We start from the raw sequence: 22,913 nt of genomic DNA on the forward strand, positions 1-22,913 counted from the left end.
CTTCTCGGCTGAAGCACCGAGAAGCAGCGCACATTCCGACCGCTGCGTACGGCGGACGGAGGACAGCGCATGGGAGACAAGAGTGCCCAGAGTGAGGCCGGCGACGGTCGAATAGGTGGCACCCGACGCCTGCCCGGGCGCCGCGCCATACTCATCGGATCCGCCGCCGTCGCCACCGCCACCGCGGCAGCCGTCGTCGGCCACACGGCCGCAACCGCGCCCCCGGCCCGTGCCACCGCCCCCTCCCCCGCCTCCGGCCGCCCCGCCGCCGAGGGCGAGCACGCTCTGCTGCTCCAGGTCCTCGCGCACCCCGACGACGACCTGTACTTCATGAACCCGGACACCAGCCAGGCCTTCGCCGCCGGCGTCCCCCTGGTCTGCGTGTACGTCACGGCGGGCGAGGCCGACGGCGTCAACAAGATCCCCGGCCGCCCGCACCCCCCGGCCGACAAGTCCGCGTACGCCGCCGCCCGTCACCAGGGACTCCGCCAGTCCTACGCGACCCAGCTCGGCCTGCCCGTCTTCAGCGGCTGGCGCACCGAGGTCACCACGCTCGCGGGCGGGCACCGGGCCGAGGTGAACACGCTGGAGCACCGGGGCCGCCGCGTCGAGCTGGTCTTCCTCGATCTGGCGATGCACACACCGGCGGGCCACATGGGCGCACCGGCGCTGTGGCGGGAGAGCGGTCTGCCGCTGCGCACGGTCGTCGTCGACGGGTCACCCCTGCGCCGGGCACAGATGTACGACTACGACGGCCTCGTCGACGTACTCGTGGGCCTCTTCGAGCGCTACCGGCCCACCCTCGTGCACACGCTCGACCCGGACCCCGACATCCAGGACAGCGATCTGCGTACGCGGATACGTGACAGCGAACAGCCCGGTTTCTCCGACCACGCCGACCACACGGCCGTGGCCGCCTTCACCTGGGCCGCGCTGATCCGCTGGTCGCAGACCGCGGCGGGTGGACCACCCCCCTTCGCGGCCACCGCCTTCCGCGGCTACTACAACCACCACTGGCCCGAGAACCTCCCCGAGGCCGTGCTGCACGCCAAGGCTGCGCACCTGATGCCCTACGGCGCGGGTCCCGACTGGCAGTGCGGCAACCCCTCCGGCTGCGGCGACTACAACGTCGGCGGGGGCCGCCCCCTCACCAACCGCAAGGGCTGGGTCCGCTCGACGCACTACCGCTACCCGGGCCCACGGATCGCCCTGGCCCAGGAACCGGACGGCAAGCTGTCCGGCTACGGCGTGCTCGGAATGCGTGCCGTCCGGTGGCACGAGACGACGCAAGGAGTCTTCGGCCGGCCGACGGACCTCGGCGGCGGCCCGCTCGCACCGGCCCTGGGTTCCGCCACGCTCCGCGACGGACGGCAGCTGCTCCTCGGCCTCCGGCTCGCGGCTCTGGAAGGGCGCGGCGGCTCCGACCTGCGCGAGGTCGTGGTCCTCGAACAGCGTGCCACCGGCGGGGAGTTCGGCGCCTGGACCGGTCTCGGCAACCCGGAGGCCGACCCCGTGCGCGGCCGCCGCATCGGCGTCCCCGTCGCCGTCACCGCCCGCGACGGGCAGGTCCATCTCTTCGTACGGGACGCGGACCAGGGCATCAGTACACGGGTACGCGGCCTCGACGGGCGCTGGTCTCCGTGGCGCGGCCTCGGCGGCGGGCCCGTGCAGGACGGTCTGACCGCGGTCGTCGGCGAGGACGGCGGCGTCCATGTGTACGCGCCGGGACGCGACACCGTCCACCACTGGACTCCGGAGGGGCCCGCGCCACTCGCCGGGCTGCCGGTGCCCGCGGACGCCGTCGCCTCCGCGGGCGGCCGGCTCTTCTACCGGGCCCCCGCCTCGTCGGCGCTGACGGCGACGGCCGGGCCACCGGTCGACTTTCCGGGTTACGGCCCCGTGACCGCCGACGGCCCGTACCTCCTGGGCCGGGACACCAGCGGAACGCTCCAGCTCCTGCGCCGGGGCCGGAGCGGTCGGATCCAGCGGGCCGCGCGCGACCTGGTCACCCTCGACGGACTCGCACTGCGCGCCACCCGGAACGGTCCCGCGGCCGCGGGCCTCTCCCCCGCCGCCCGGCCGTGGCTGTGGCGCCCGGACAGCTCCACCGGCACCGGGACCGGCACCGCCCGCAAGATCTGAGCCCCAAAAAAGGGAAACAGCGCAAAAGAGACAGCGCATCGCATGCGAAAGGGCCCGTACGACCGAAGTCGTACGGGCCCCTTCTGGTGCTCGCTGGAGCTACCAGGTCAAACCGTCAAGGAAATTACTTGACGATCTTGGTGACCTGGCCGGCGCCCACGGTCCGGCCACCCTCACGGATGGCGAACTTCAGGCCCTCTTCCATGGCGACGGGCTGGATGAGCGCAACGTTCATCTCAGTGTTGTCGCCCGGCATGACCATCTCGGTGCCCTCGGGGAGGGTCACAACGCCGGTCACGTCCGTCGTGCGGAAGTAGAACTGCGGGCGGTAGTTGTTGAAGAAGGGGGTGTGACGGCCACCCTCGTCCTTCGACAGGATGTAGGCCTGGGCCTCGAACTCGGTGTGCGGCGTGACCGAACCGGGCTTGATGATGACCTGGCCGCGCTCGACGTCCTCGCGCTTGATGCCACGGAGGAGCAGACCGACGTTCTCACCGGCCTGGCCCTCGTCGAGCAGCTTGCGGAACATCTCGATGCCGGTGACCGTGGTGGTGGTCTTCTCGGTCTTGATACCGACGATGTCGACGGTCTCGTTGACCTTGAGGACACCACGCTCGATGCGGCCGGTGACGACGGTGCCACGACCGGTGATCGTGAAGACGTCCTCGATCGGCATCAGGAACGGCTTGTCGACGTCACGCTCGGGCTGCGGGATCGACTCGTCGACGGCGGCCATGAGGTTCAGGATCGACTGACCCCACTCCTTGTCGCCCTCGAGCGCCTTGAGCGCCGAGACCTTGACGACCGGCAGGTCGTCGCCCGGGAACTCGTACTCGGAGAGGAGCTCACGGACCTCGAGCTCGACGAGCTCCAGGATCTCCTCGTCGTCCACCATGTCGGCCTTGTTCAGGGCGACAACGATGTACGGAACGCCGACCTGGCGGGCCAGGAGCACGTGCTCCTTGGTCTGCGGCATCGGGCCGTCGGTGGCGGCGACCACGAGGATGGCGCCGTCCATCTGCGCGGCACCCGTGATCATGTTCTTGATGTAGTCCGCGTGACCGGGGCAGTCGACGTGCGCGTAGTGACGCGTCTCCGTCTGGTACTCGACGTGCGCGATCGAGATCGTGATACCGCGCTGGCGCTCCTCAGGAGCCTTGTCGATCTGGTCGAAGGCCGAGGCCTCGTTCAGGTCCGGGTACGCGTCATGCAGCACCTTGGTAATGGCGGCCGTGAGGGTCGTCTTACCGTGGTCAATGTGACCGATGGTGCCGATGTTGACGTGCGGCTTAGTCCGCTCGAACTTCGCCTTCGCCACTGGGTCCTCCTGTGGAGTGGTTCTGTACGCCTTGCTTCATCGGCGCCAGGTGATCTTTGCTGGGAAACCCGCCGCCGGGGTCCGGGGTTACGAACCCCGGCGGTCGGTGTCAAGCCTAAAGCGTGAACTCGGGTGAGTTACTCGCCCTTGGCCTTCGCGATGATCTCCTCGGCGACGTTCCGCGGAACCTCGGCGTAGGAGTCGAACTGCATCGAGTAGCTTGCGCGACCCGACGTCTTGCTGCGGAGGTCGCCGACGTAGCCGAACATCTCCGAGAGGGGCACGAGGCCCTTCACGACACGGGCGCCGCTGCGCTCCTCCATGGCCTGGATCTGGCCACGGCGGGAGTTGATGTCGCCGATGACGTCACCCATGTAGTCCTCGGGCGTGGTGACCTCGACGGCCATCATCGGCTCGAGCAGCACGGGGCTGGCCTTGCGCGCGGCCTCCTTGAACGCCTGCGAACCGGCGATCTTGAAGGCGAGTTCGGAGGAGTCGACCTCGTGGTAGCCACCGTCGAGAAGGATGACGCGGACGCCAGTCATCTCGTAGCCGGCCAGGATGCCGAACTGCATGGCCTCCTGCGCACCCGCGTCCACCGACGGGATGTACTCCCGGGGGATGCGGCCACCGGTGACCTTGTTGACGAACTCGTACGTGGCGTCGCCGCTGTCGATCGGCTCGATCGCGATCTGCACCTTGGCGAACTGACCGGTACCACCGGTCTGCTTCTTGTGGGTGTAGTCGTGACGCTCGACGGCCTTGCGGATCGTCTCGCGGTAAGCGACCTGCGGCTTGCCGACGTTCGCCTCGACGCGGAACTCGCGCTTCATGCGGTCGACGAGCACCTCGAGGTGAAGCTCGCCCATACCACCGATGATGGTCTGGCCGGTCTCCTCGTCCGAGTGAACCTGGAAGGAGGGGTCCTCCTCCGAGAGGCGCTGGATGGCGACACCCAGCTTCTCCTGGTCGCCCTTGGACTTCGGCTCGATGGCGACCTGGATGACCGGCGCCGGGAAGTCCATGGACTCCAGGATCACCGGCTGCTTGTCGTCACAGAGCGTCTCACCCGTGGTGGTCTGCTTCAGACCCATGACGGCGACGATGTCACCGGCGCCCACCGACTCGATCTCCTCACGCTTGTTCGCGTGCATACGGTAGATCTTGCCGATGCGCTCCTTCTTGCCCTTGACGGAGTTCAGCACGGCGGTGCCGGACTCCAGGCGGCCCGAGTAAACCCGGACGAAGGTGAGCTTGCCGAGGTGCGGGTCGCTCATGATCTTGAACGCCAGCGCCGAGAGGGGCTCCTCGTCGGACGGCTTGCGCTTGACGACCGTCTCCGCGTCCTTGACGTCGTGGCCCTCGATGGCCTCGACGTCCAGGGGCGACGGCAGGTAGCGCACGACGGCGTCGAGCAGGGGCTGAACGCCCTTGTTCTTGAACGCGGTGCCGCAGAACACGGGGGTGACGGTGGTGTCGCCGCCCTTGCCGGAGGCGATGGTGATGCGACGGATCGCCGCGTACAGCTGGTCCACCGAGGGCTCAGTGCCCTCGAGGTACAGCTCCATCATCTCTTCGTCGTTCTCCGCGACGGCCTCGAGCAGCTTGCCGCGCCATTCCTCGGCAGCCTCGGTGTGCGTGGCCGGGATGTCGACGATGTCGTACGCCTCGCCCTTGGCCGCCTCGGCGGACCAGACGAACGCCTTCATCGTGACGAGGTCGACGACACCCTGGAAGTCCATCTCGGCGCCGATGGGCAGCTGCATGACGAGCGGGGTCGCACCGAGGCGGTTGACGATCATGTCAACGCAGCGGTGGAACTCGGCACCCGTACGGTCGAGCTTGTTGACGAAGCAGATACGCGGCACGCCGTAGCGGTCCGCCTGACGCCAGACAGTCTCGGACTGGGGCTCAACACCGGCAACGCCGTCGAACACCGTCACGGCACCGTCGAGGACGCGGAGCGAACGCTCCACCTCGACGGTGAAGTCCACGTGGCCCGGGGTGTCGATGATGTTGATGGTGTGGTCGACATCGTTCAGCGGCCAGTGACAGGTGGTGGCAGCAGAGGTGATCGTGATGCCACGCTCCTGCTCCTGCTCCATCCAGTCCATGGTCGCGGCGCCGTCGTGGACCTCACCGATCTTGTACGAAACACCGGTGTAGAACAGGATCCGCTCGGTGGTCGTCGTCTTGCCCGCGTCGATGTGAGCCATGATGCCGATGTTGCGCACCTTGGCCAGGTCAAGTGAAGTGGTAGCCATATCGGCTCAGTCTTCTCTCGGTCTCGATGTGGGTAGCGACTACCAGCGGTAGTGCGCGAAGGCCTTGTTGGACTCGGCCATCTTGTGGGTGTCCTCACGCTTCTTGACGGCAGCGCCAAGACCGTTCGAGGCGTCGAGCAGCTCGTTCATGAGGCGCTCGGTCATGGTCTTCTCGCGGCGGGCGCGGGAGTAACCCACGAGCCAGCGCAGCGCGAGCGTGTTGGCGCGACCGGGCTTGACCTCGATCGGCACCTGGTAGGTGGCGCCACCGACACGGCGGGACTTGACCTCGAGGGTCGGCTTGATGTTCTCCAGCGCGCGCTTCAGCGTGATGACCGGGTCGTTGCCCGACTTCTCACGCAGACCCTCCATGGCGCCGTACACGATGCGCTCGGCGGTGGAGCGCTTGCCGTTCAGCAGCACCTTGTTGATGAGGGAGGTCACCAGAGGAGAACCGTAGACCGGGTCAATGATGACCGGGCGCTTCGGGGCGGGGCCCTTACGAGGCATTCTTACTTCTCCTTCTTGGCGCCGTAGCGGCTGCGGGCCTGCTTGCGGTTCTTGACACCCTGGGTGTCGAGCGAGCCGCGGATGATCTTGTAACGAACACCAGGCAGGTCCTTCACACGGCCGCCACGCACGAGCACGATGGAGTGCTCCTGCAGGTTGTGTCCCTCACCCGGGATGTAGGCCGTGACCTCGATGCCGCTGGTCAGACGCACACGCGCGACCTTACGGAGGGCCGAGTTCGGCTTCTTCGGGGTGGTCGTGAACACACGCGTGCAGACGCCGCGACGCTGGGGCGAACCCTCGAGTGCGGGCGTCTTGTTCTTCTCGACCTTGTCCTGCCGGCCCTTCCGGACCAGCTGCTGGATCGTAGGCACTACTTCTCCGGTTTCTGTGTGCCGAATAGTAAAGCTAACCTGGAACATTTCCCGACCCACGCGGTCGGGTGTGTCGAATACTGTGAACTCCCGCCGCCAAGCGGGAAGGGCGCAGATTACGGCGGCCCATCGCGGACTCCCGTAGCGGCTGACGACACGCACAGGAGCCCAGGCACACCCCAGGCACAAGGTCTGAGCGTACCTACCTCATCGGGTTCGGTCAAAACAAATGCAGTCCACCGCGACACGCCGGACTTGTCGCACCCCGCCCGAAGCACCTCCTGGACAGTGTGCGGCCCCCCGCGGACACATCAAGGGATCTTGCCGGGTCCCGCGGGGATCAGGGGCGATGGCGGTGTCTGACTTACCGGGCGACGAGGCGCTGGACGACCGGGTGCCGCTTCTGGCGCGGCTGGAACGGGAGGACCGGGCGGCGTTGCTCGCCATCGGCCGCGTTCTGCGCTACACCCCGCGCAGCGTCGTATGGCTGCTCCTGCGGGGCTGGACCGAAGTGACGGCCATCGCAGCCACGGGTACGAGGCCCTCCTCGCTCTGCGCGGCCCCGGCGAGCATCAGTACGGAGTCACCGGCGGCACTGTCCAGGGCGACGTGATCCAGCGCTTCGGAGGCCGAGGCGACGCCCCCGGGCCGGTCTCCGGGCCCGTTCCCCGCGAGTACGTGGAAACGCTCGCGCCGGTGTTCCGGAGCTGTCCCTGCCGTACGCGTACGGGGCTTCTGAGAGTCCTGAGAACCTCCGCAAGCCGGGGTTCCCGAACCGGCCCGGGAACCCACCTCCGCAGACTGCGGCAGCACCCCCTGTCGACCCCGACGAGCTCGCTGGCCGCACCGGACGCATACGTGCGGGACGTGGAGGACCAGGCTGCCGAGGGCGGTGGCGTCCGCGCTGCGCCGCGCGCCGATATGGGGACGGGCCGGAGTGGACGGGAGCGCGTATCAACTCTGGGTGCGCCGGCTGGCCTCGTACGCCGACCGTCTGTCCGTCGGCGTCGCCGCCGTGCTGCTCGGCCTGATCGGACCCTGCGCGGTCGCGTGGGCGACAGCCACCTACGGCCTCGTGTTCCTCCCCCTCGTCACGCCCTGTCTGGCGGCCGCCGTCTCGCGCCGCTCCGAGTTGCGGGCCGATGAGCATGCCGCGGCACTGGGCTTCGCTCCACAGCTCATGGCCGTCCTGATGAGGCAACACGGCAGAGAGCAGTCGCAGAGCGCGGCCGGGGGCCTCCACTGGAGAGGACGGGAATGATCGCCCGGCTCCTCGCCGCGCACCCCGACGTGCACACCAGGCAGCACCGTCTCCAGGCACATCTCGACAGCCGGCGCTGACAAACGCCGAAGGGCGCCCACCCCGCAGAAGCGGAGTGGGCGCCCTTCAGCAGACATACGCCTTACTGGTTGTACGGACCGTAGTCGTAGTCCTCCAGCGGAACGGCCTGGCCGGAGCCCGTGCCGAACGGCGAGTAGTCGATGTCGTCGTAGCCGACGGCCGAGTACATCGCGGCCTTGGCCTCTTCGGTCGGCTCGACCCGGATGTTGCGGTAGCGGGACAGACCCGTACCGGCCGGGATGAGCTTACCGATGATGACGTTCTCCTTGAGGCCGATGAGGCTGTCGGACTTGGCGTTGATCGCCGCATCCGTCAGGACTCGGGTCGTCTCCTGGAAGGAGGCGGCCGACAGCCAGGATTCCGTCGCCAGCGAGGCCTTGGTGATACCCATCAGCTGCGGACGGCCGGAGGCGGGGTGACCGCCCTCGGTGACCACACGACGGTTCTCGGTCTCGAACTTCGAGCGCTCGACGAGCTCGCCCGGCAGCAGCTCCGCGTCGCCGGACTCGATGATCGTCACACGGCGCAGCATCTGCCGGATGATGATCTCGATGTGCTTGTCGTGGATCGACACACCCTGCGAGTTGTAGACCTTCTGGACTTCGCCGACCAGGTGGACCTGGACCGCACGCTGACCGAGGATCCGCAGCACGTCGTGCGGGTTCGTGGCACCGACGGTGAGCTTCTGGCCCACCTCGACCGCGTCGCCCTCGCCGACCAGGAGACGGGCACGCTTCGAGATCGGGAACGCCGTCTCGTCGCTGCCGTCGTCCGGGGTGACGACGAGCTTCTTGGTCTTCTCGGTCTCCTCGATCCGGACGCGGCCCTTGGCCTCCGAGATCGGGGCGACACCCTTCGGCGTACGAGCCTCGAAGAGCTCGACGACACGGGGCAGACCCTGGGTGATGTCGTCACCGGCCACACCACCGGTGTGGAAGGTACGCATCGTCAGCTGGGTACCGGGCTCACCGATGGACTGGGCGGCGATGATGCCGACCGCCTCACCGATGTCGACCAGCTTGCCTGTGGCCAGCGAGCGTCCGTAGCAGAAGGCACAGGTGCCGACCGCGGACTCACAGGTCAGGACCGAGCGGGTCTTGACCTGCTCGACGCCGTTGGCGACCAGCGCGTCGATCAGGACGTCACCGAGGTCGACGTTGGCCGGCGCGATGACCTTGCCGTCGATGACGACGTCCTCGGCCAGCATGCGGGCGTACACCGAGGTCTCGACGTCGTCCGTCTTGCGCAGCGTGCCGTCGGCTCCGCGCTCGGCGATCTTCAGCTTGAGGCCACGCTCGGTACCGCAGTCCTCTTCGCGGATGATGACGTCCTGCGAGACGTCCACCAGACGACGGGTCAGGTAACCCGAGTCGGCGGTACGCAGGGCGGTGTCCGCCAGACCCTTACGGGCACCGTGCGTGGAGATGAAGTACTCCAGAACGGTGAGGCCCTCACGGAAGGACGCCTTGATGGGACGAGGAATCGTCTCGTTCTTGGCGTTGGACACCAGACCACGCATACCCGCGATCTGACGCATCTGCATCATGTTTCCTCGGGCACCCGAGTCAACCATCATGAAGATGGGGTTCGTCTTCGGGAAGTTCGCGTTCATCGCCTCGGCAACCTCGTTGGTCGCCTTGGTCCAGATCGCGATGAGCTCCTGAGTGCGCTCGTCCTTGGTGATCAGACCGCGCTCGTACTGCTTCTGGACCTTCTCGTCCTGCTCCTCGTAACCCTTGACGATGGCCTTCTTGGCCTCGGGCACGACGACGTCGGAGATGGCCACGGTGACACCGGAACGGGTCGCCCAGTAGAAGCCGGCCGCCTTCAGGTTGTCGAGCGTCGCCGCCACGATGACCTTGGGGTAGCGCTCGGCGAGGTCGTTGACGATCTCGGAGAGCTGCTTCTTGCCGACCGAGTAGTCGACGAACGGGTAGTCCTCGGGCAGCAGCTCGTTGAAGAGCGCACGGCCCAGCGTCGTACGCAGACGGAAGCTGTCGCCCGACTGGTACTCCGCCTCACCCTCCTCGGCAACCGGCGGGGTCCAGCCGCGCGGCGGGATGGTGCCCACCGGGAAGCGGATGTCGACGGCCGACTGCAGCGCGAGCTCGCCGGCGTCGAACGCCATGGTCGCCTCGGCCGTGGAGCCGAACGCACGGCCCTCGCCCTTGACGTCACGGAGCTCACCGTCGGTGGTCAGGAAGAACAGACCGAGGACCATGTCCTGGGTCGGCATCGTGACCGGACGGCCGTCGGCCGGCTTGAGGATGTTGTTCGAGGACAGCATCAGGATGCGGGCCTCGGCCTGCGCCTCCGCGGAGAGCGGCAGGTGCACGGCCATCTGGTCACCGTCGAAGTCCGCGTTGAACGCGGTGCAGACGAGCGGGTGGATCTGGATGGCCTTGCCCTCGACCAGCTGCGGCTCGAAGGCCTGGATGCCGAGGCGGTGCAGCGTCGGCGCACGGTTCAGCAGAACCGGGTGCTCGGCGATGACCTCTTCCAGGACGTCGTACACGACCGTGCGGCCGCGCTCGACCATGCGCTTGGCGCTCTTGATGTTCTGCGCGTGGTTCAGGTCGACCAGGCGCTTCATCACGAACGGCTTGAAGAGCTCCAGCGCCATGGCCTTCGGGAGACCACACTGGTGCAGCTTCAGCTGCGGGCCGACGACGATGACGGAACGCGCCGAGTAGTCGACTCGCTTGCCGAGCAGGTTCTGACGGAAACGACCCTGCTTGCCCTTGAGCATGTCGGACAGCGACTTCAGCGGACGGTTGCCGGGGCCCGTGACCGGGCGACCACGACGGCCGTTGTCGAAGAGCGCGTCGACGGCCTCCTGAAGCATGCGCTTCTCGTTGTTCACGATGATCTCGGGGGCGCCGAGGTCAAGGAGTCGCTTCAGGCGGTTGTTGCGGTTGATCACGCGGCGGTACAGGTCGTTCAGGTCGGAGGTCGCGAAGCGGCCACCGTCCAGCTGCACCATCGGACGCAGGTCCGGCGGGATGACCGGCACGCAGTCGAGCACCATGCCCTTGGGGCTGTTGCTGGTCTGCAGGAACGCGGAGACGACCTTGAGGCGCTTGAGCGCACGGGTCTTCTTCTGGCCCTTGCCGGTACGGATGATCTCGCGGAGGCGCTCGGCCTCCTCCTCGAGGTCGAAGGACTCCAGGCGCTTCTGCAGGGCAGCGGCACCCATGGAGCCGTCGAAGTACGTGCCGAAGCGGTCACGCAGCTCGCGGTAGAGCAGCTCGTCACCTTCGAGGTCCTGGACCTTGAGGTTCTTGAAGCGGTTCCACACCTCGTCGAGGCGGTCGATCTCGCGCTGCGCACGGTCGCGCAGCTGCTTCATCTCGCGCTCAGCACCTTCGCGCACCTTGCGGCGCACGTCGGCCTTGGCACCCTCGGCCTCGAGCTCGGCCAGGTCGGTCTCGAGCTTCTTGGCGCGGGCCTCCAGGTCGGAGTCGCGACGGTTCTCGATGTGCTGACGCTCCACCTGGACGTGCGCCTCGAGGGAGGGCAGGTCGCGGGTGCGGCGCTCCTCGTCCACGAACGTGATCATGTACGCCGCGAAGTAGATGACCTTCTCGAGGTCCTTCGGGGCGAGATCAAGCAGGTAGCCGAGGCGCGACGGAACGCCCTTGAAGTACCAGATGTGCGTGACAGGGGCGGCCAGCTCAATGTGGCCCATCCGCTCACGACGCACCTTGGCGCGAGTGACCTCGACGCCGCAGCGCTCGCAGATGATGCCCTTGAAGCGGACGCGCTTGTACTTACCGCAGTAGCACTCCCAGTCCCGGGTCGGACCGAAGATCTTCTCGCAGAAGAGTCCGTCCTTCTCGGGCTTGAGGGTGCGGTAGTTGATGGTTTCAGGCTTCTTGACCTCGCCGTGCGACCAGGTCCTGATGTCGTCCGCGGTGGCAAGGCCGATCCGCAGCTCGTCGAAGAAGTTGACGTCGAGCACTGTGCGTCAATCCCTCTTTCGGGGTTGTGCCCCTCGCGTTAGCGAGAAATAAGGCGCTTCATCATGGTCTGAACGGTCCCGGGGATGGCCGGGGGCTCCTTGTGGGAGCCCCCGGCCAGGCCCGTCAGACCTCTTCGACGCTGCTCGGCTCGCGCCGGGACAGGTCGATACCGAGCTCCTCCGCCGCGCGGAAGACGTCCTCGTCGGTGTCGCGCATCTCGATGGACATGCCGTCCGAGGACAGCACCTCCACGTTGAGGCAGAGCGACTGCATTTCCTTGATGAGCACCTTGAAGGACTCGGGAATGCCCGGCTCGGGAATGTTCTCGCCCTTGACGATGGCCTCGTAGACCTTCACGCGGCCGGTCACGTCGTCGGACTTGATCGTCAGGAGCTCCTGGAGGGCGTAAGCGGCACCGTAAGCCTCAAGCGCCCACACCTCCATCTCACCGAATCGCTGGCCACCGAACTGAGCCTTACCACCCAGCGGCTGCTGGGTGATCATGGAGTACGGACCGGTCGAACGGGCGTGGAGCTTGTCGTCGACCAGGTGGTGCAGCTTGAGGATGTACATGTACCCGATCGAGATCGGGTCCGGGAACGGCTCACCGGAGCGGCCGTCGAACAGGTTGGCCTTGCCGGACGGCTGGACCAGACGGTCACCGTCGCGGTTCGGGATCGTGGCCTCGAAGAGACCGGAGATCTCGTCCTCACGCGCACCGTCGAAGACCGGGGTCGCGACGTTGGTACCGGGGGCGACCTGGTCGGCGCCGATGGCCTGCAGGCGCTGGGCCCACTCGTCACCGAGGCCGGAGACGTCCCAGCCGCGGCTGGCGAGCCAGCCGAGGTGGATCTCCAGGACCTGTCCCGGGTTCATTCGGGACGGCACACCCAGCGGGTTGAGGATGATGTCGACCGGAGTTCCGTCCTCGAGGAACGGCATGTCCTCGATCGGAAGGATCTTCGAGATAACACCCTTGTTGCCGTGGCGGCCGGCGAGCTTGTCACCGTCCGTGATCTTGCGCTTCTGCGCCACGTAGACACGAACCAGCTGGTTCACGCCCGGCGGCAGCTCGTCGCCCTCTTCACGGTCGAAGACGCGGACGCCGATGACCTTGCCGATCTCACCGTGCGGCACCTTCAGCGAGGTGTCGCGCACCTCGCGCGCCTTCTCACCGAAGATCGCGCGGAGCAGGCGCTCCTCCGGCGTCAGCTCGGTCTCACCCTTGGGCGTGACCTTGCCGACGAGGATGTCGCCGGCGACGACCTCGGCACCGATACGGATGATGCCGCGCTCGTCGAGGTCGGCGAGGACCTCTTCGGAGACGTTCGGGATGTCCCGGGTGATCTCCTCCGGGCCGAGCTTGGTGTCACGGGCGTCGACCTCGTGCTCCTCGATGTGGATCGAGGAGAGGACGTCGTCCTGCACGAGGCGCTGCGACAGGATGATCGCGTCCTCGTAGTTGTGACCCTCCCACGGCATGAACGCCACGAGCAGGTTCTTGCCGAGCGCCATCTCGCCGTTCTCGGTCGCGGGACCGTCGGCCAGAACCTGGCCCTCGATCACGCGGGCGCCCTCGTCCACGACAACCTTCTGGTTGACGGAGGTGCCCTGGTTGGAGCGCGAGAACTTCGCGAGGCGGTACGTGGTGTACGTGCCGTCGTCGTTGGCGGTGGTGATGTAGTCCGCGGAAACCTCCTGGACCACACCGTCCTTCTCCGCCTTGAGCACGTCGCCCGCGTCAGTGGCGCAGCGGTACTCCATGCCCGTGCCGACGAGCGGCGCCTCGGACTTGATCAGCGGCACGGCCTGACGCATCATGTTCGCGCCCATGAGGGCACGGTTGGCGTCGTCGTGCTCGAGGAACGGGATCATCGCGGTCGCGACCGACACCATCTGGCGCGGCGAGACGTCCATGTAGTCGACGTCGTCGCCCGGGATGTAGTCGATCTCGCCGCCACGACGGCGGACCAGGACGCGGTTCTCGGTGAACCGCATGTCCTCGCCGAGGCCGGCGTTGGCCTGGGCGATCACGAAGCGGTCTTCCTCGTCCGCGGTCAGGTAGTCGACGTCGTCGGTGACGACACCCTCGACGACCTTGCGGTACGGCGTCTCGACGAAGCCGAACGCGTTGACGCGACCGTAGGAAGCCAGCGAACCGATCAGACCGATGTTCGGGCCTTCAGGCGTCTCAATCGGGCACATACGGCCGTAGTGGGACGGGTGCACGTCACGGACCTCGAAGCCGGCCCGCTCACGGGAGAGACCACCCGGGCCAAGCGCCGACAGACGGCGCTTGTGGGTGAGACCCGACAGCGGGTTGTTCTGGTCCATGAACTGCGACAGCTGGCTGGTGCCGAAGAACTCCTTGATGGAGGCGACGACCGGCCGGATGTTGATCAGTGTCTGCGGCGTGATCGCCTCGACGTCCTGAGTCGTCATGCGCTCGCGGACGACGCGCTCCATACGAGCCAGACCCGTGCGGACCTGGTTCTGGATGAGCTCGCCGACGTTACGCAGACGACGGTTGCCGAAGTGGTCGATGTCGTCGGTCTCGACGACAATCGAGACACCGCTGTCGCCAACGGTCTCGGTCTCACCGGCGTGCAGCTTCACCAGGTACTTGATCGACGAGATGATGTCCTCGACGGTCAGGACGCCGGCGTCCAGCGGGGCTTCGCCGCCCAGCTTCTTGTTCACCTTGTAGCGGCCGACCTTCGCGAGGTCGTAGCGCTTCGGGTTGAAGTAGAGGTTCTCGAGCAGCGTCTGCGCGGCCTCACGGGTCGGCGGCTCGCCCGGACGCAGCTTGCGGTAGATGTCGAGGAGCGCGTCGTCCTGGCCCTGGGTGTGGTCCTTCTCCAGAGTGGCGCGCATGGACTCGTACTCGCCGAACTCCTCGAGGATCTGCTCGGTCGTCCAACCGAGAGCCTTGAGGAGAACGGTGACGGACTGCTTGCGCTTGCGGTCGATGCGGACACCGACCATGTCGCGCTTGTCGATCTCCATCTCGAGCCAGGCACCCCGGGACGGGATGACCTTGGCCGAGAAGATGTCCTTGTCGGACGTCTTGTCGATCGAGGAGTCGAAGTAGACGCCCGGCGAGCGGACGAGCTGCGACACAACGACACGCTCGGTGCCGTTGATGACGAAGGTGCCCTTGTTGGTCATGAGCGGGAAGTCGCCCATGAAGACCGTCTGGGACTTGATCTCGCCGGTCTCGTTGTTGGTGAACTCGGCGGTGACGAAGAGCGGGGCGCCGAACGTGAAGTCGCGCTCCTTGCACTCGTCGATCGAGTTCTTCGGTGGCTCGAAACGGTGGTCGCGGAACGTCAGGGACATCGACCCTGAGAAGTCCTCGATCGGGGAGATCTCCTCGAAGATCTCCTCCAGACCGGACTTCCTGGGGACGTCCTGTCCGCTGTCCAGAGCCGCCTCGACACGAGCCTTCCACGCGTCGTTGCCGAGCAGCCAGTCGAAGCTTTCGGTCTGCAGCGCAAGAAGGTTCGGAACCTCGAGGGGCTCCTTGATCTTTGCAAAGGAAATGCGCAGCGGGGCGGTGCTGGCGCCGTTGTTCGTATTCGCGGTCGAGGCAGTGCGCGAGGCGGCCAAGAGGGGGTCCTTCCGAGGGCTCGGACTCACTACGCGCGTACCGGTCCCAAGCTGGCACGGAGGCAGAAGCTTCCCGAATCGGCCCGTGAGGGCCAGGTCAGGACGGTTTCAGTCCAAGGTGCTGGAGCGAGGGCATGCCCCTGGTGACGGGCAGGGAGCAGCTAACAGGCAGCGCAAAGGGTCAGTGTAGCCACTTGGCTCACTGATGTCCAGTGCGGGTTTTTTGAGACCCTCGTTGTCCTCAACGACCCTCGTCAGACCCTCGTTGTTCTCAACAGCTGCAACACGTCACCACGTCACTCGTGGCGCGCACATCCTTACTGCCCTCTTCGTCGTCGATCCATGCCTCGGATCCGGATCGTTGTGACGACGCGTCCTGAGAATTGCGCGCTGCGTGCGGTTCGTCAAGGCCCCGTCCTGTGCGAACGGGGCTGCCCCGACCCCGCACTCACCAGCAGGCACCCGCAGGCACCGGCTCCAGGCACCGGTTCCAGGCACAACGAAGATCACCATACTCGTCGGGACCGTCAGTGCAAGGCAGCCGAACTGGAGCGCCGAGCGGCCGTCCGAAAAGCCTGAAGGGCGACCACCCAGTTGGGTGATCGCCCTTCAGTACGTTCGCGTTACAGCCCTACGCGAGAGCCGCTCAGCAAGGAGTCAGCAGACTCCCGAGGTCACTTGACCTCGACGGAGGCGCCGGCGCCCTTGAGGGACTCGGCAGCCTTCTCCGCGGCGTCCTTCGCGACCTTCTCGAGGACGGGCTTCGGGGCGCCGTCGACGAGGTCCTTGGCCTCCTTGAGGCCCAGGGAGGTGAGCTCGCGCACGACCTTGATGACCTGGATCTTCTTCTCGCCGGCGCCGGTGAGGATGACGTCGAACTCGTCCTGCTCCTCGGCAGCCTCGGCGGCCGGGCCACCGGCGGCGGGGCCGGCAACGGCGACGGCCGCGGCGGCGGTGACGTCGAACTTCTCCTCGAAGGCCTTCACGAACTCGGAGAGCTCGATGAGGGTCATCTCTTCGAACTGCGCGAGCAGGTCGTCCTGGGACAGCTTCGCCATGATGGCGTCCTTCCACTAATTCGGCAGGTGCCGGAGTTACATGTAGGCGGGCGTACGTTCGGCCCGCTGCGACCGTCGCCCTGGCGGGCAGCGATCATTGCGCGAGCCGAGTTACTCGGCACCGCCCTGCTCGTCGCGCTTGACGCGAAGCGCCTCCGCAGTGCGGACGAACTTCGACGGGAGCGCCTGGAAGACCTGAGCAGCCTGAGTCTGCTTGCCCTTCATGGCGCCCGCCAGCTTGGCGAGCAGAACCTCGCGGGACTCGAGGTCCGCGAGCTTCTTGATCTCATCGGCGGACAGCGCCTTACCGTCAAGGACACCGCCCTTGATGATGAGGTTGGGGTTGTCCTTGGCGAAGTCACGAAGACCCTTCGCCGACTCCACCGGGTCACCGGTGACGAAGGCAACCGCTGTCGGACCCGTGAACAGGTCGTCCAGCGTGTTGATCCCGGCCTCGTTGGCCGCGATCTTGGTCAGCGTGTTCTTCACCACGGCGTACTCGGAGTTCTCACCGAGAGAACGGCGCAGCTGCTTGAGCTGGGCCACGGTGAGACCCCGGTACTCGGTCAGCACGGCGGCGTTCGAGCTGCGGAACTTGTCCGTGAGCTCGGCTACCGCGGCAGCCTTGTCGGGCGTCGGCATAGAGCGTCGGCCTCCTTCCGGGTGATGAGGACCGCTCAGAAGGGGCTGTACAAAACAAAACGCCCCGGCGCAGGCGCACGGGGCGTAGCTCTACCGGAACGAGTCCGGGAACTTTCCACAGTCACCTGCGCAGGTCGTCCGCTTTCAGCAGATCCTTCGGTCACCGGTTCCTCTTGCGAGGGCACGGCAACGACCAGCGGTCTTTGGCTTCCTGAGGAGATTACGTGACGGGGTCCGCCTCAGGCAAATCCGCCCTTGTCGGCCCCCCGCCGGGGCACTCAACCGCTGGTCGCGCGCGGTCCGCTCGCCTTGGCCGTCGCCCTCTTCCCTGTCATGCAGTGGGCTTTCGACCGACGACGTCCTTGAAGTCGACCGTGTCCCGCGCCGGCGGGCGCTCGGCCGAGGCGCGGGCGCCGTAGTCGGCGTAGTGCACGGTCCCGGAGAAGGCTCCGGAGTCCGTACGGGCCCGCTGGACGCGCTTGACCAGTAGGTGTCCGCGGTCGATCCAGACGTCGACGCGCTGCCCGTCGGCCGTGCCCGTGTAGTGCGTGGCGCGGACGCCGCGCACGGTCTCCCGGCCCACCTCGCGCGCGTTCCCCGAGGACAGCAGCAGTTTCAGGGAGGCCGCCGGTGAGAGGTCGGCCCCGGGGTCGTACGGGTATCGGATCCAGTGCTTGCCGTCCGACAGCGCGGCGAACTTGTCGGTCATGCGCGTGTAGTACGCGTCCGGCAGGAAGCGGGACTGGGACGGGGAACCGCCCATGAGCCGGGTCGTCGACGCCATCGAGCCGCCGGTCGCTGTCACCCTCAGGGTGCCGCGCAGCCCGCCCGACCAGCGCAGGACGCCCACGCTCCGCGAGGACAGGCTGGTGCCCGTACTGCTCGTCGCCTCGATCCTGGCGGACCCGGCGGCGGCGACCTCTGAGCGGGCGGCCCGCAGCGCCCCGGTGACGCTCTCGTCGCCCTTGGGTGCCTCGTGCGAGCCGCAGGACACCAGGCCGGCCACCGCCAGGCAGACCGTCGCGTGCCGCACCCATGTCCTGCCGTTCATACGCTCCCCCCGCCGAACCCCAGGTCGACCCCGCACGCTAGCGGAGCCCACCGGTGCCCGGAGGGGTTAGCGGGAAAACGGGAACGGGCCCCGCACCTCGAAAGGTGCGGGGCCCGAGCCGACTTGGCCGAGCTGTCAGGCTCAGACCGCAGCCGGGTCCTCCTCGACGAGGAGGTTGCGGGTGCGGTTCGGGTCGAGCGGAACGCCGGGGCCCATCGTGGTGGCGATGGCGGCCTTCTTGATGTAGCGACCCTTGGCGGCGGACGGCTTCAGACGAAGGATCTCGTCCAGGGCCGCGCCGTAGTTCTCCACCAGCTGGGTGTCGTCGAAGGACACCTTGCCGATGATGAAGTGGAGGTTCGAGTGCTTGTCGACGCGGAACTCGATCTTGCCGCCCTTGATCTCGTTCACGGCCTTGACCACGTCCGGGGTCACCGTGCCGGTCTTCGGGTTCGGCATGAGGCCACGGGGGCCGAGCACGCGGCCGAGGCGGCCGACCTTGCCCATGAGGTCCGGGGTGGCGACAACGGCGTCGAACTCGTTCAGGCGGTTGCCCTTGGAGATCTCGTCGATGAGCTCGTCGGAGCCGACGATGTCGGCGCCAGCGGCTTCCGCGGCCGCAGCACGGTCACCGGTCGCGAAGACCAGGACCCGGGCGGTCTTGCCGGTGCCGTGCGGGAGGTTCACGGTGCCACGGACCATCTGGTCGGCCTTGCGCGGGTCGACACCCAGACGCATGGCGACCTCGACGGTGCCGTCGAACTTCGTCGCGGAGGTCTCCTTGGCGATACGGACGGCCTCGAGCGGGGCGTAGAGCTTGTCCCGGTCGATCTTCGCGTCCGCAGCGCGGAGAGTCTTGCTGCGCTTCACTTCTACTCCTGGATTCAGGGATGGAGTTCGTGGTCCGGGCCGGCGCTGGCCCTGCCACTGGAGGTCTTACGGGGTGGAGGGGTTCAGCCCTCGACCGTGACGCCCATGGAACGCGCGGTACCGGCGATGATCTTCGCGGCGGCGTCCAGGTCGTTGGCGTTCAGGTCGGCCATCTTGGTGGTGGCGATCTCGCGGACCTGCGCGTCGGTGATCTTCGCGACCTTGGTCTTGTGAGGCTCGCCGGAGCCCTTCTCGATGCCCGCGGCCTTGAGGATCATCTTGGCGGCCGGGGGCGTCTTGGTGATGAAGGTGAAGGAGCGGTCTTCGTAGACCGTGATCTCCACCGGGATGACCCAGCCACGCTGCGACTCGGTCGCGGCGTTGTAGGCCTTGCAGAACTCCATGATGTTGACGCCGTGCTGGCCCAGCGCGGGACCAACCGGCGGGGCCGGGTTGGCGGCACCGGCCTGGATCTGGAGCTTGATAAGCCCCGTGACCTTCTTCTTCTTGGGAGGCATTGCTCTCTCCGGGTCCTAGTGAGAGTTTTCAGCCAACCACCCGGTCATCCGGATGGAGGCATACCGCACAACGATAACGGGTATCCGTGTGCGGCTAAAAACCGAGCAGGTCAGACAGGCTGTGAGAGCCCGTCTGACCTGTTCGGAAGTGCTTGTTCCAGAAGGTGCCGGAAGGGGCTAGTTCTTCTGGATCTGGTCGAAGCTGAGCTCGACCGGGGTCTCCCGGCCGAAGATCTCGACGAGGCCCTTGACCTTCTTCGAGTCGGCGTTGATCTCGTTGATCGTCGCCTGCAGCGTCGCGAACGGGCCGTCGGTGACGGTGACCGAGTCGCCGACCTCGAAGTCCAGGACCTGGACCTCGACCTTGCGGGACGGAGCCGGCCTGCCCTCGGCCTCGGCGGCCTCACGGGCGGCCTTCTCCTCGGCCTCCGGGGCGAGCATCTTGACGATCTCGTCCAGGGTCAGCGGATACGGGTCGTAGGCGTTGCCCACGAAGCCGGTGACGCCGGGGGTGTTGCGGACGACGCCCCAGGACTCGTTCGTCAGGTCCATGCGCACCAGCACGTAGCCGGGGAGCTTGTTCTGACGGACGGTCTTGCGCTCGCCGTTCTTGATCTGCGCGACCTCTTCCTGCGGCACCTCGGCCTGGAAGATGAAGTCCTCGACGTTCAGCGAGACGGCGCGCTGCTCGAGGTTGGTCTTCACGCGGTTCTCGTAACCGGCGTACGTGTGGATGACGTACCACTCGCCGGGCAGCGTGCGCAGTTCCTCGCGCAGGGCGACGATCGGGTCGACCGGCTCGGACTCCTCGGCGGCTTCCTCGACGGACTCCTCGTCGGCCTCGGCCTCGGGGGCGTCCTCGGCGGACTCCTCGTCGGCGTCGTCCTCGGCGGCGTGCTCGAGGGACTCCTCGGCGGCTTCGACCTCGTCCTCGACGTGCGCGTCAGCCTCAGTGGCTGCCTCTTCGGCAGCCTCGGCCTGGACCGTGTCCTCGGCGTTCTCGGCGTCCGCCGCCTCGACAATGTCGAGCTCGTCCTCAGCGGACTCGACGGGCTCGATCGCCTCGTTCAGGTTCGGGTCAGACACTGTGGCTGCTTCTTCCTGGATACATAGGGGTGGAACACGCGAAAGGGGCGCCGGGTACGGCGCCCTTCGCTCTCGGCTCAGCCGAAGATGTACTTGACGGCGTGGTTGAAGCCATAGTCAATCACGGTCACCAGACCGATCATGATGACGACGAACACAATCACCACGCTGGTGTAGGTGGTGAGCTGGTTCCGAGTCGGCCAGACAACCTTGCGGAGTTCCGCGACGATCTGGCGGTAGAAGAGCGCGAGACGGCCGAAGGGGCCCTTCTTTCCGCGCTTGCCACCCTTACGGGGCTTCTTCTGGGACTCCGGCGCCTCATCCTGGGCATCAGGCATGTCGATGGAGCCCACGGCGTCCGTCACGCGTCCTCACCTGAATTCCGGGTCGTGGCCGTGCCGCGCCCGGTTGAGCCGCACGGCGGTGCATTTGCAGTACGTACATGCGCACACGTCCTGGCGAAGGAGTGTGTAGCAGGGCCGGAGGGACTTGAACCCCCAACCGCTGGTTTTGGAGACCAGTGCTCTACCAATTGAGCTACGACCCTTTGTCTGCCCCAACGTACCGCATCCTTCCGACTGCACGTTGTGTGCCGGAAGAGAGCGGCCGGTGAAGGCCAACGAGCAGTGAGTGTACGTGTTCCGCGGCCCTCCGTCGAACAGAAAGAAGCGGGCCAGTCGTTGATCGTCCGTGAAACCCGTGTGCCGGCCGGGTTTCCGGTCTGGAACGATGGGGTTATGAGCGCTGCTGCTACTCCTTCCTCTTCGCCCACCGAGCGCCGGGTCTCCGCCCGTATCGGCGCGATCTCCGAGTCCGCGACCCTCGCCGTCGACGCCAAGGCCAAGGCCCTCAAGGCCGCCGGGCGTCCGGTCATCGGTTTCGGCGCGGGCGAGCCCGACTTCCCGACCCCGGACTACATCGTCGAAGCGGCCATCGAGGCCTGCAAGAACCCGAAGTACCACCGGTACACGCCCGCCGGCGGTCTGCCCGAGCTGAAGGCCGCGATCGCCGCGAAGACGCTGCGCGACTCCGGCTACGAGGTCGACTCCTCGCAGGTCCTGGTGACCAACGGCGGCAAGCAGGCCATCTACGAGGCCTTCGCCGCGATCCTCGACCCGGGCGACGAGGTCATCGTCCCGGCGCCGTACTGGACGACGTATCCCGAGTCGATCCGTCTCGCCGGTGGTGTCCCGGTCGAGGTCGTGGCCGACGAGACGACCGGGTACCGCGTCTCCGTGGAGCAGCTGGAGGCGGCGCGCACCGAGCGCACCAAGGTCGTCCTGTTCGTGTCGCCGTCGAACCCGACGGGCGCGGTCTACAGCGAGGCCGACGCCGAGGCGATCGGCCGCTGGGCCGTCGAGCACGGCCTGTGGGTTCTCACGGACGAGATCTACGAGCACCTGGTCTACGGGGACGCCAAGTTCACGTCCCTGCCGGCGCTCCTGCCCGAGCTGCGCGACAAGTGCATCGTCGTCAACGGCGTCGCCAAGACGTACGCCATGACCGGCTGGCGCGTCGGGTGGATCATCGGCCCGAAGGACGTCGTGAAGGCCGCGACCAACCTGCAGTCGCACGCCACGTCGAACGTGTCGAACGTCGCGCAGATCGCCGCGCTCGCCGCCGTGTCCGGTGACCTGACGGCCGTCGCGAAGATGCGCGAGGCCTTCGACCGCCGCCGCAAGACCATCGTGCGGATGCTGAACGAGATCGACGGCGTGTTCTGCCCCGAGCCCGAGGGCGCCTTCTACGCGTACCCGTCGGTGAAGGAGCTGCTCGGCAAGGAGATCCGCGGCAAGCGTCCGCAGGACTCCGTCGAGCTGGCCGCGCTGATCCTGGAGGAGGCCGAGGTCGCGGTCGTCCCGGGTGAGGCCTTCGGCACGCCGGGCTACCTGCGTCTGTCGTACGCCCTGGGCGACGAGGACCTGGTCGAGGGTGTCTCGCGGATCCAGAAGCTGCTCGCCGAGGCGCGCGACTGACGCGTCTTCCGCGTGATGCGGGCCGTCTCCGGGATTCCCGGGGGCGGCCCGTTTTTCGTCCGGACCGTCGTCCGGACCTTGGGTCGGTTCTTCGGCCGGTTCTTCGGTCGGTTCTTCGGTCGGATCTTCGTTCGGACAAGGCCACGAAGGGAGAAAGCCGCTTCCCGCGCGGCGGGTGTGTGCGGCAAGAT

Annotated in this window: 16 protein-coding genes, 1 tRNA gene and 1 pseudogene; 4 read left to right on the plus strand and 14 right to left on the minus strand. The window is 67.0% G+C overall.

The features are described from left to right. Positions 1 to 69 precede the first annotated feature (69 nt). On the plus strand, positions 70 to 2,142 hold the full coding sequence (locus OG574_RS21360) for a PIG-L family deacetylase (protein ID WP_326774528.1): 2,073 nt from the start codon (positions 70 to 72) through the stop codon (positions 2,140 to 2,142). 124 nt (positions 2,143 to 2,266) lie between these two features. Here OG574_RS21360 and tuf read toward each other — a convergent pair whose 3' ends face one another. The 4 genes from tuf to rpsL all read right to left on the minus strand — a co-directional run bounded on the left by tuf (position 2,267) and on the right by rpsL (position 6,608). Further along, entirely contained in the window at positions 2,267 to 3,460 is a 1,194-nt protein-coding gene (tuf, locus tag OG574_RS21365) for an elongation factor Tu (RefSeq protein WP_100594894.1), read from the minus strand. 137 nt (positions 3,461 to 3,597) lie between these two features. Further along, complete coding sequence (gene fusA, locus OG574_RS21370; RefSeq protein ID WP_100594895.1) at positions 3,598 to 5,724, minus strand: elongation factor G; 2,127 nt, start codon at positions 5,722 to 5,724, stop codon at positions 3,598 to 3,600. A 39-nt stretch (positions 5,725 to 5,763) separates the two neighbouring features. Next, the gene (rpsG, locus tag OG574_RS21375; protein ID WP_116511074.1) at positions 5,764 to 6,234 is read right to left on the minus strand and encodes a 30S ribosomal protein S7; all 471 of its coding nucleotides are present in this window, start codon (positions 6,232 to 6,234) and stop codon (positions 5,764 to 5,766) included. Positions 6,235 to 6,236: 2 nt separating this feature from the next. Further along, the gene (rpsL, locus tag OG574_RS21380; protein WP_003948652.1) at positions 6,237 to 6,608 is read right to left on the minus strand and encodes a 30S ribosomal protein S12; all 372 of its coding nucleotides are present in this window, start codon (positions 6,606 to 6,608) and stop codon (positions 6,237 to 6,239) included. Positions 6,609 to 6,957: 349 nt separating this feature from the next. Between rpsL and OG574_RS21385 the strand changes: the two are divergent. Both OG574_RS21385 and OG574_RS21390 read left to right on the plus strand, forming a co-directional pair. Further along, positions 6,958 to 7,178 (plus strand): annotated as a pseudogene (locus OG574_RS21385) (Crp/Fnr family transcriptional regulator); the annotation flags it as partial. A 394-nt stretch (positions 7,179 to 7,572) separates the two neighbouring features. Then, positions 7,573 to 7,869: a hypothetical protein gene (locus OG574_RS21390; protein WP_326778851.1), complete on the plus strand. Its 297-nt coding sequence runs from the start codon at positions 7,573 to 7,575 to the stop codon at positions 7,867 to 7,869. 142 nt (positions 7,870 to 8,011) lie between these two features. Here the strand turns inward: OG574_RS21390 and OG574_RS21395 are convergent, their stop codons facing one another. From OG574_RS21395 to OG574_RS21440, 10 genes are all read right to left on the minus strand, one after another. After that, the gene (locus tag OG574_RS21395; protein WP_326774529.1) at positions 8,012 to 11,911 is read right to left on the minus strand and encodes a DNA-directed RNA polymerase subunit beta'; all 3,900 of its coding nucleotides are present in this window, start codon (positions 11,909 to 11,911) and stop codon (positions 8,012 to 8,014) included. A gap of 124 nt (positions 11,912 to 12,035) precedes the next feature. Further along, a complete protein-coding gene (rpoB, locus tag OG574_RS21400) occupies positions 12,036 to 15,521 on the minus strand; it encodes a DNA-directed RNA polymerase subunit beta (RefSeq protein WP_326774530.1) in 3,486 nt (1,161 codons plus the stop codon). Positions 15,522 to 16,195: 674 nt separating this feature from the next. Continuing rightward, positions 16,196 to 16,579 (minus strand): 50S ribosomal protein L7/L12, encoded by a 384-nt coding sequence (gene rplL / locus OG574_RS21405; RefSeq protein ID WP_100594898.1) that lies wholly within the window; start codon positions 16,577 to 16,579, stop codon positions 16,196 to 16,198. A gap of 111 nt (positions 16,580 to 16,690) precedes the next feature. Next, positions 16,691 to 17,221: a 50S ribosomal protein L10 gene (gene rplJ, locus OG574_RS21410; protein ID WP_100594899.1), complete on the minus strand. Its 531-nt coding sequence runs from the start codon at positions 17,219 to 17,221 to the stop codon at positions 16,691 to 16,693. 331 nt (positions 17,222 to 17,552) lie between these two features. Then, entirely contained in the window at positions 17,553 to 18,272 is a 720-nt protein-coding gene (locus OG574_RS21415) for a hypothetical protein (protein ID WP_326774531.1), read from the minus strand. Between the two features lie 141 nt (positions 18,273 to 18,413). Next, entirely contained in the window at positions 18,414 to 19,142 is a 729-nt protein-coding gene (rplA, locus tag OG574_RS21420) for a 50S ribosomal protein L1 (protein WP_100594901.1), read from the minus strand. 83 nt (positions 19,143 to 19,225) lie between these two features. After that, a complete protein-coding gene (rplK, locus tag OG574_RS21425; RefSeq protein ID WP_100594902.1) occupies positions 19,226 to 19,660 on the minus strand; it encodes a 50S ribosomal protein L11 in 435 nt (144 codons plus the stop codon). Between the two features lie 177 nt (positions 19,661 to 19,837). After that, entirely contained in the window at positions 19,838 to 20,746 is a 909-nt protein-coding gene (gene nusG / locus OG574_RS21430) for a transcription termination/antitermination protein NusG (protein ID WP_326774532.1), read from the minus strand. Positions 20,747 to 20,823: 77 nt separating this feature from the next. After that, positions 20,824 to 21,111 (minus strand): preprotein translocase subunit SecE, encoded by a 288-nt coding sequence (gene secE / locus OG574_RS21435; RefSeq protein ID WP_100594904.1) that lies wholly within the window; start codon positions 21,109 to 21,111, stop codon positions 20,824 to 20,826. 109 nt (positions 21,112 to 21,220) lie between these two features. Further along, positions 21,221 to 21,293 (minus strand) — tRNA-Trp (locus OG574_RS21440). A 190-nt stretch (positions 21,294 to 21,483) separates the two neighbouring features. Between OG574_RS21440 and OG574_RS21445 the strand changes: the two genes are divergently transcribed. Then, positions 21,484 to 22,722: a pyridoxal phosphate-dependent aminotransferase gene (locus OG574_RS21445; RefSeq protein ID WP_326774533.1), complete on the plus strand. Its 1,239-nt coding sequence runs from the start codon at positions 21,484 to 21,486 to the stop codon at positions 22,720 to 22,722. Positions 22,723 to 22,913: the final 191 nt, after the last annotated feature.

The sequence above is a fragment of the Streptomyces sp. NBC_01445 genome, from assembly GCF_035918235.1.
GTDB lineage: Bacteria > Actinomycetota > Actinomycetes > Streptomycetales > Streptomycetaceae > Streptomyces.

What these genes read in the sequence shown, in the direction of transcription:
- OG574_RS21360 (WP_326774528.1), top strand. Translation starts at nt 70, where the DNA reads ATGGGAGACAAGAGTGCCCAGAGTGAGGCCGGCGACGGTCGAATAGGT.
- fusA (WP_100594895.1), bottom strand. Translation starts at nt 5,724, where the DNA reads ATGGCTACCACTTCACTTGACCTGGCCAAGGTGCGCAACATCGGCATC.
- rpsG (WP_116511074.1), bottom strand. Translation starts at nt 6,234, where the DNA reads ATGCCTCGTAAGGGCCCCGCCCCGAAGCGCCCGGTCATCATTGACCCG.
- rplL (WP_100594898.1), bottom strand. Translation starts at nt 16,579, where the DNA reads ATGGCGAAGCTGTCCCAGGACGACCTGCTCGCGCAGTTCGAAGAGATG.
- rplJ (WP_100594899.1), bottom strand. Translation starts at nt 17,221, where the DNA reads ATGCCGACGCCCGACAAGGCTGCCGCGGTAGCCGAGCTCACGGACAAG.
- OG574_RS21415 (WP_326774531.1), bottom strand. Translation starts at nt 18,272, where the DNA reads ATGAACGGCAGGACATGGGTGCGGCACGCGACGGTCTGCCTGGCGGTG.
- rplK (WP_100594902.1), bottom strand. Translation starts at nt 19,660, where the DNA reads ATGCCTCCCAAGAAGAAGAAGGTCACGGGGCTTATCAAGCTCCAGATC.
- OG574_RS21445 (WP_326774533.1), top strand. Translation starts at nt 21,484, where the DNA reads ATGAGCGCTGCTGCTACTCCTTCCTCTTCGCCCACCGAGCGCCGGGTC.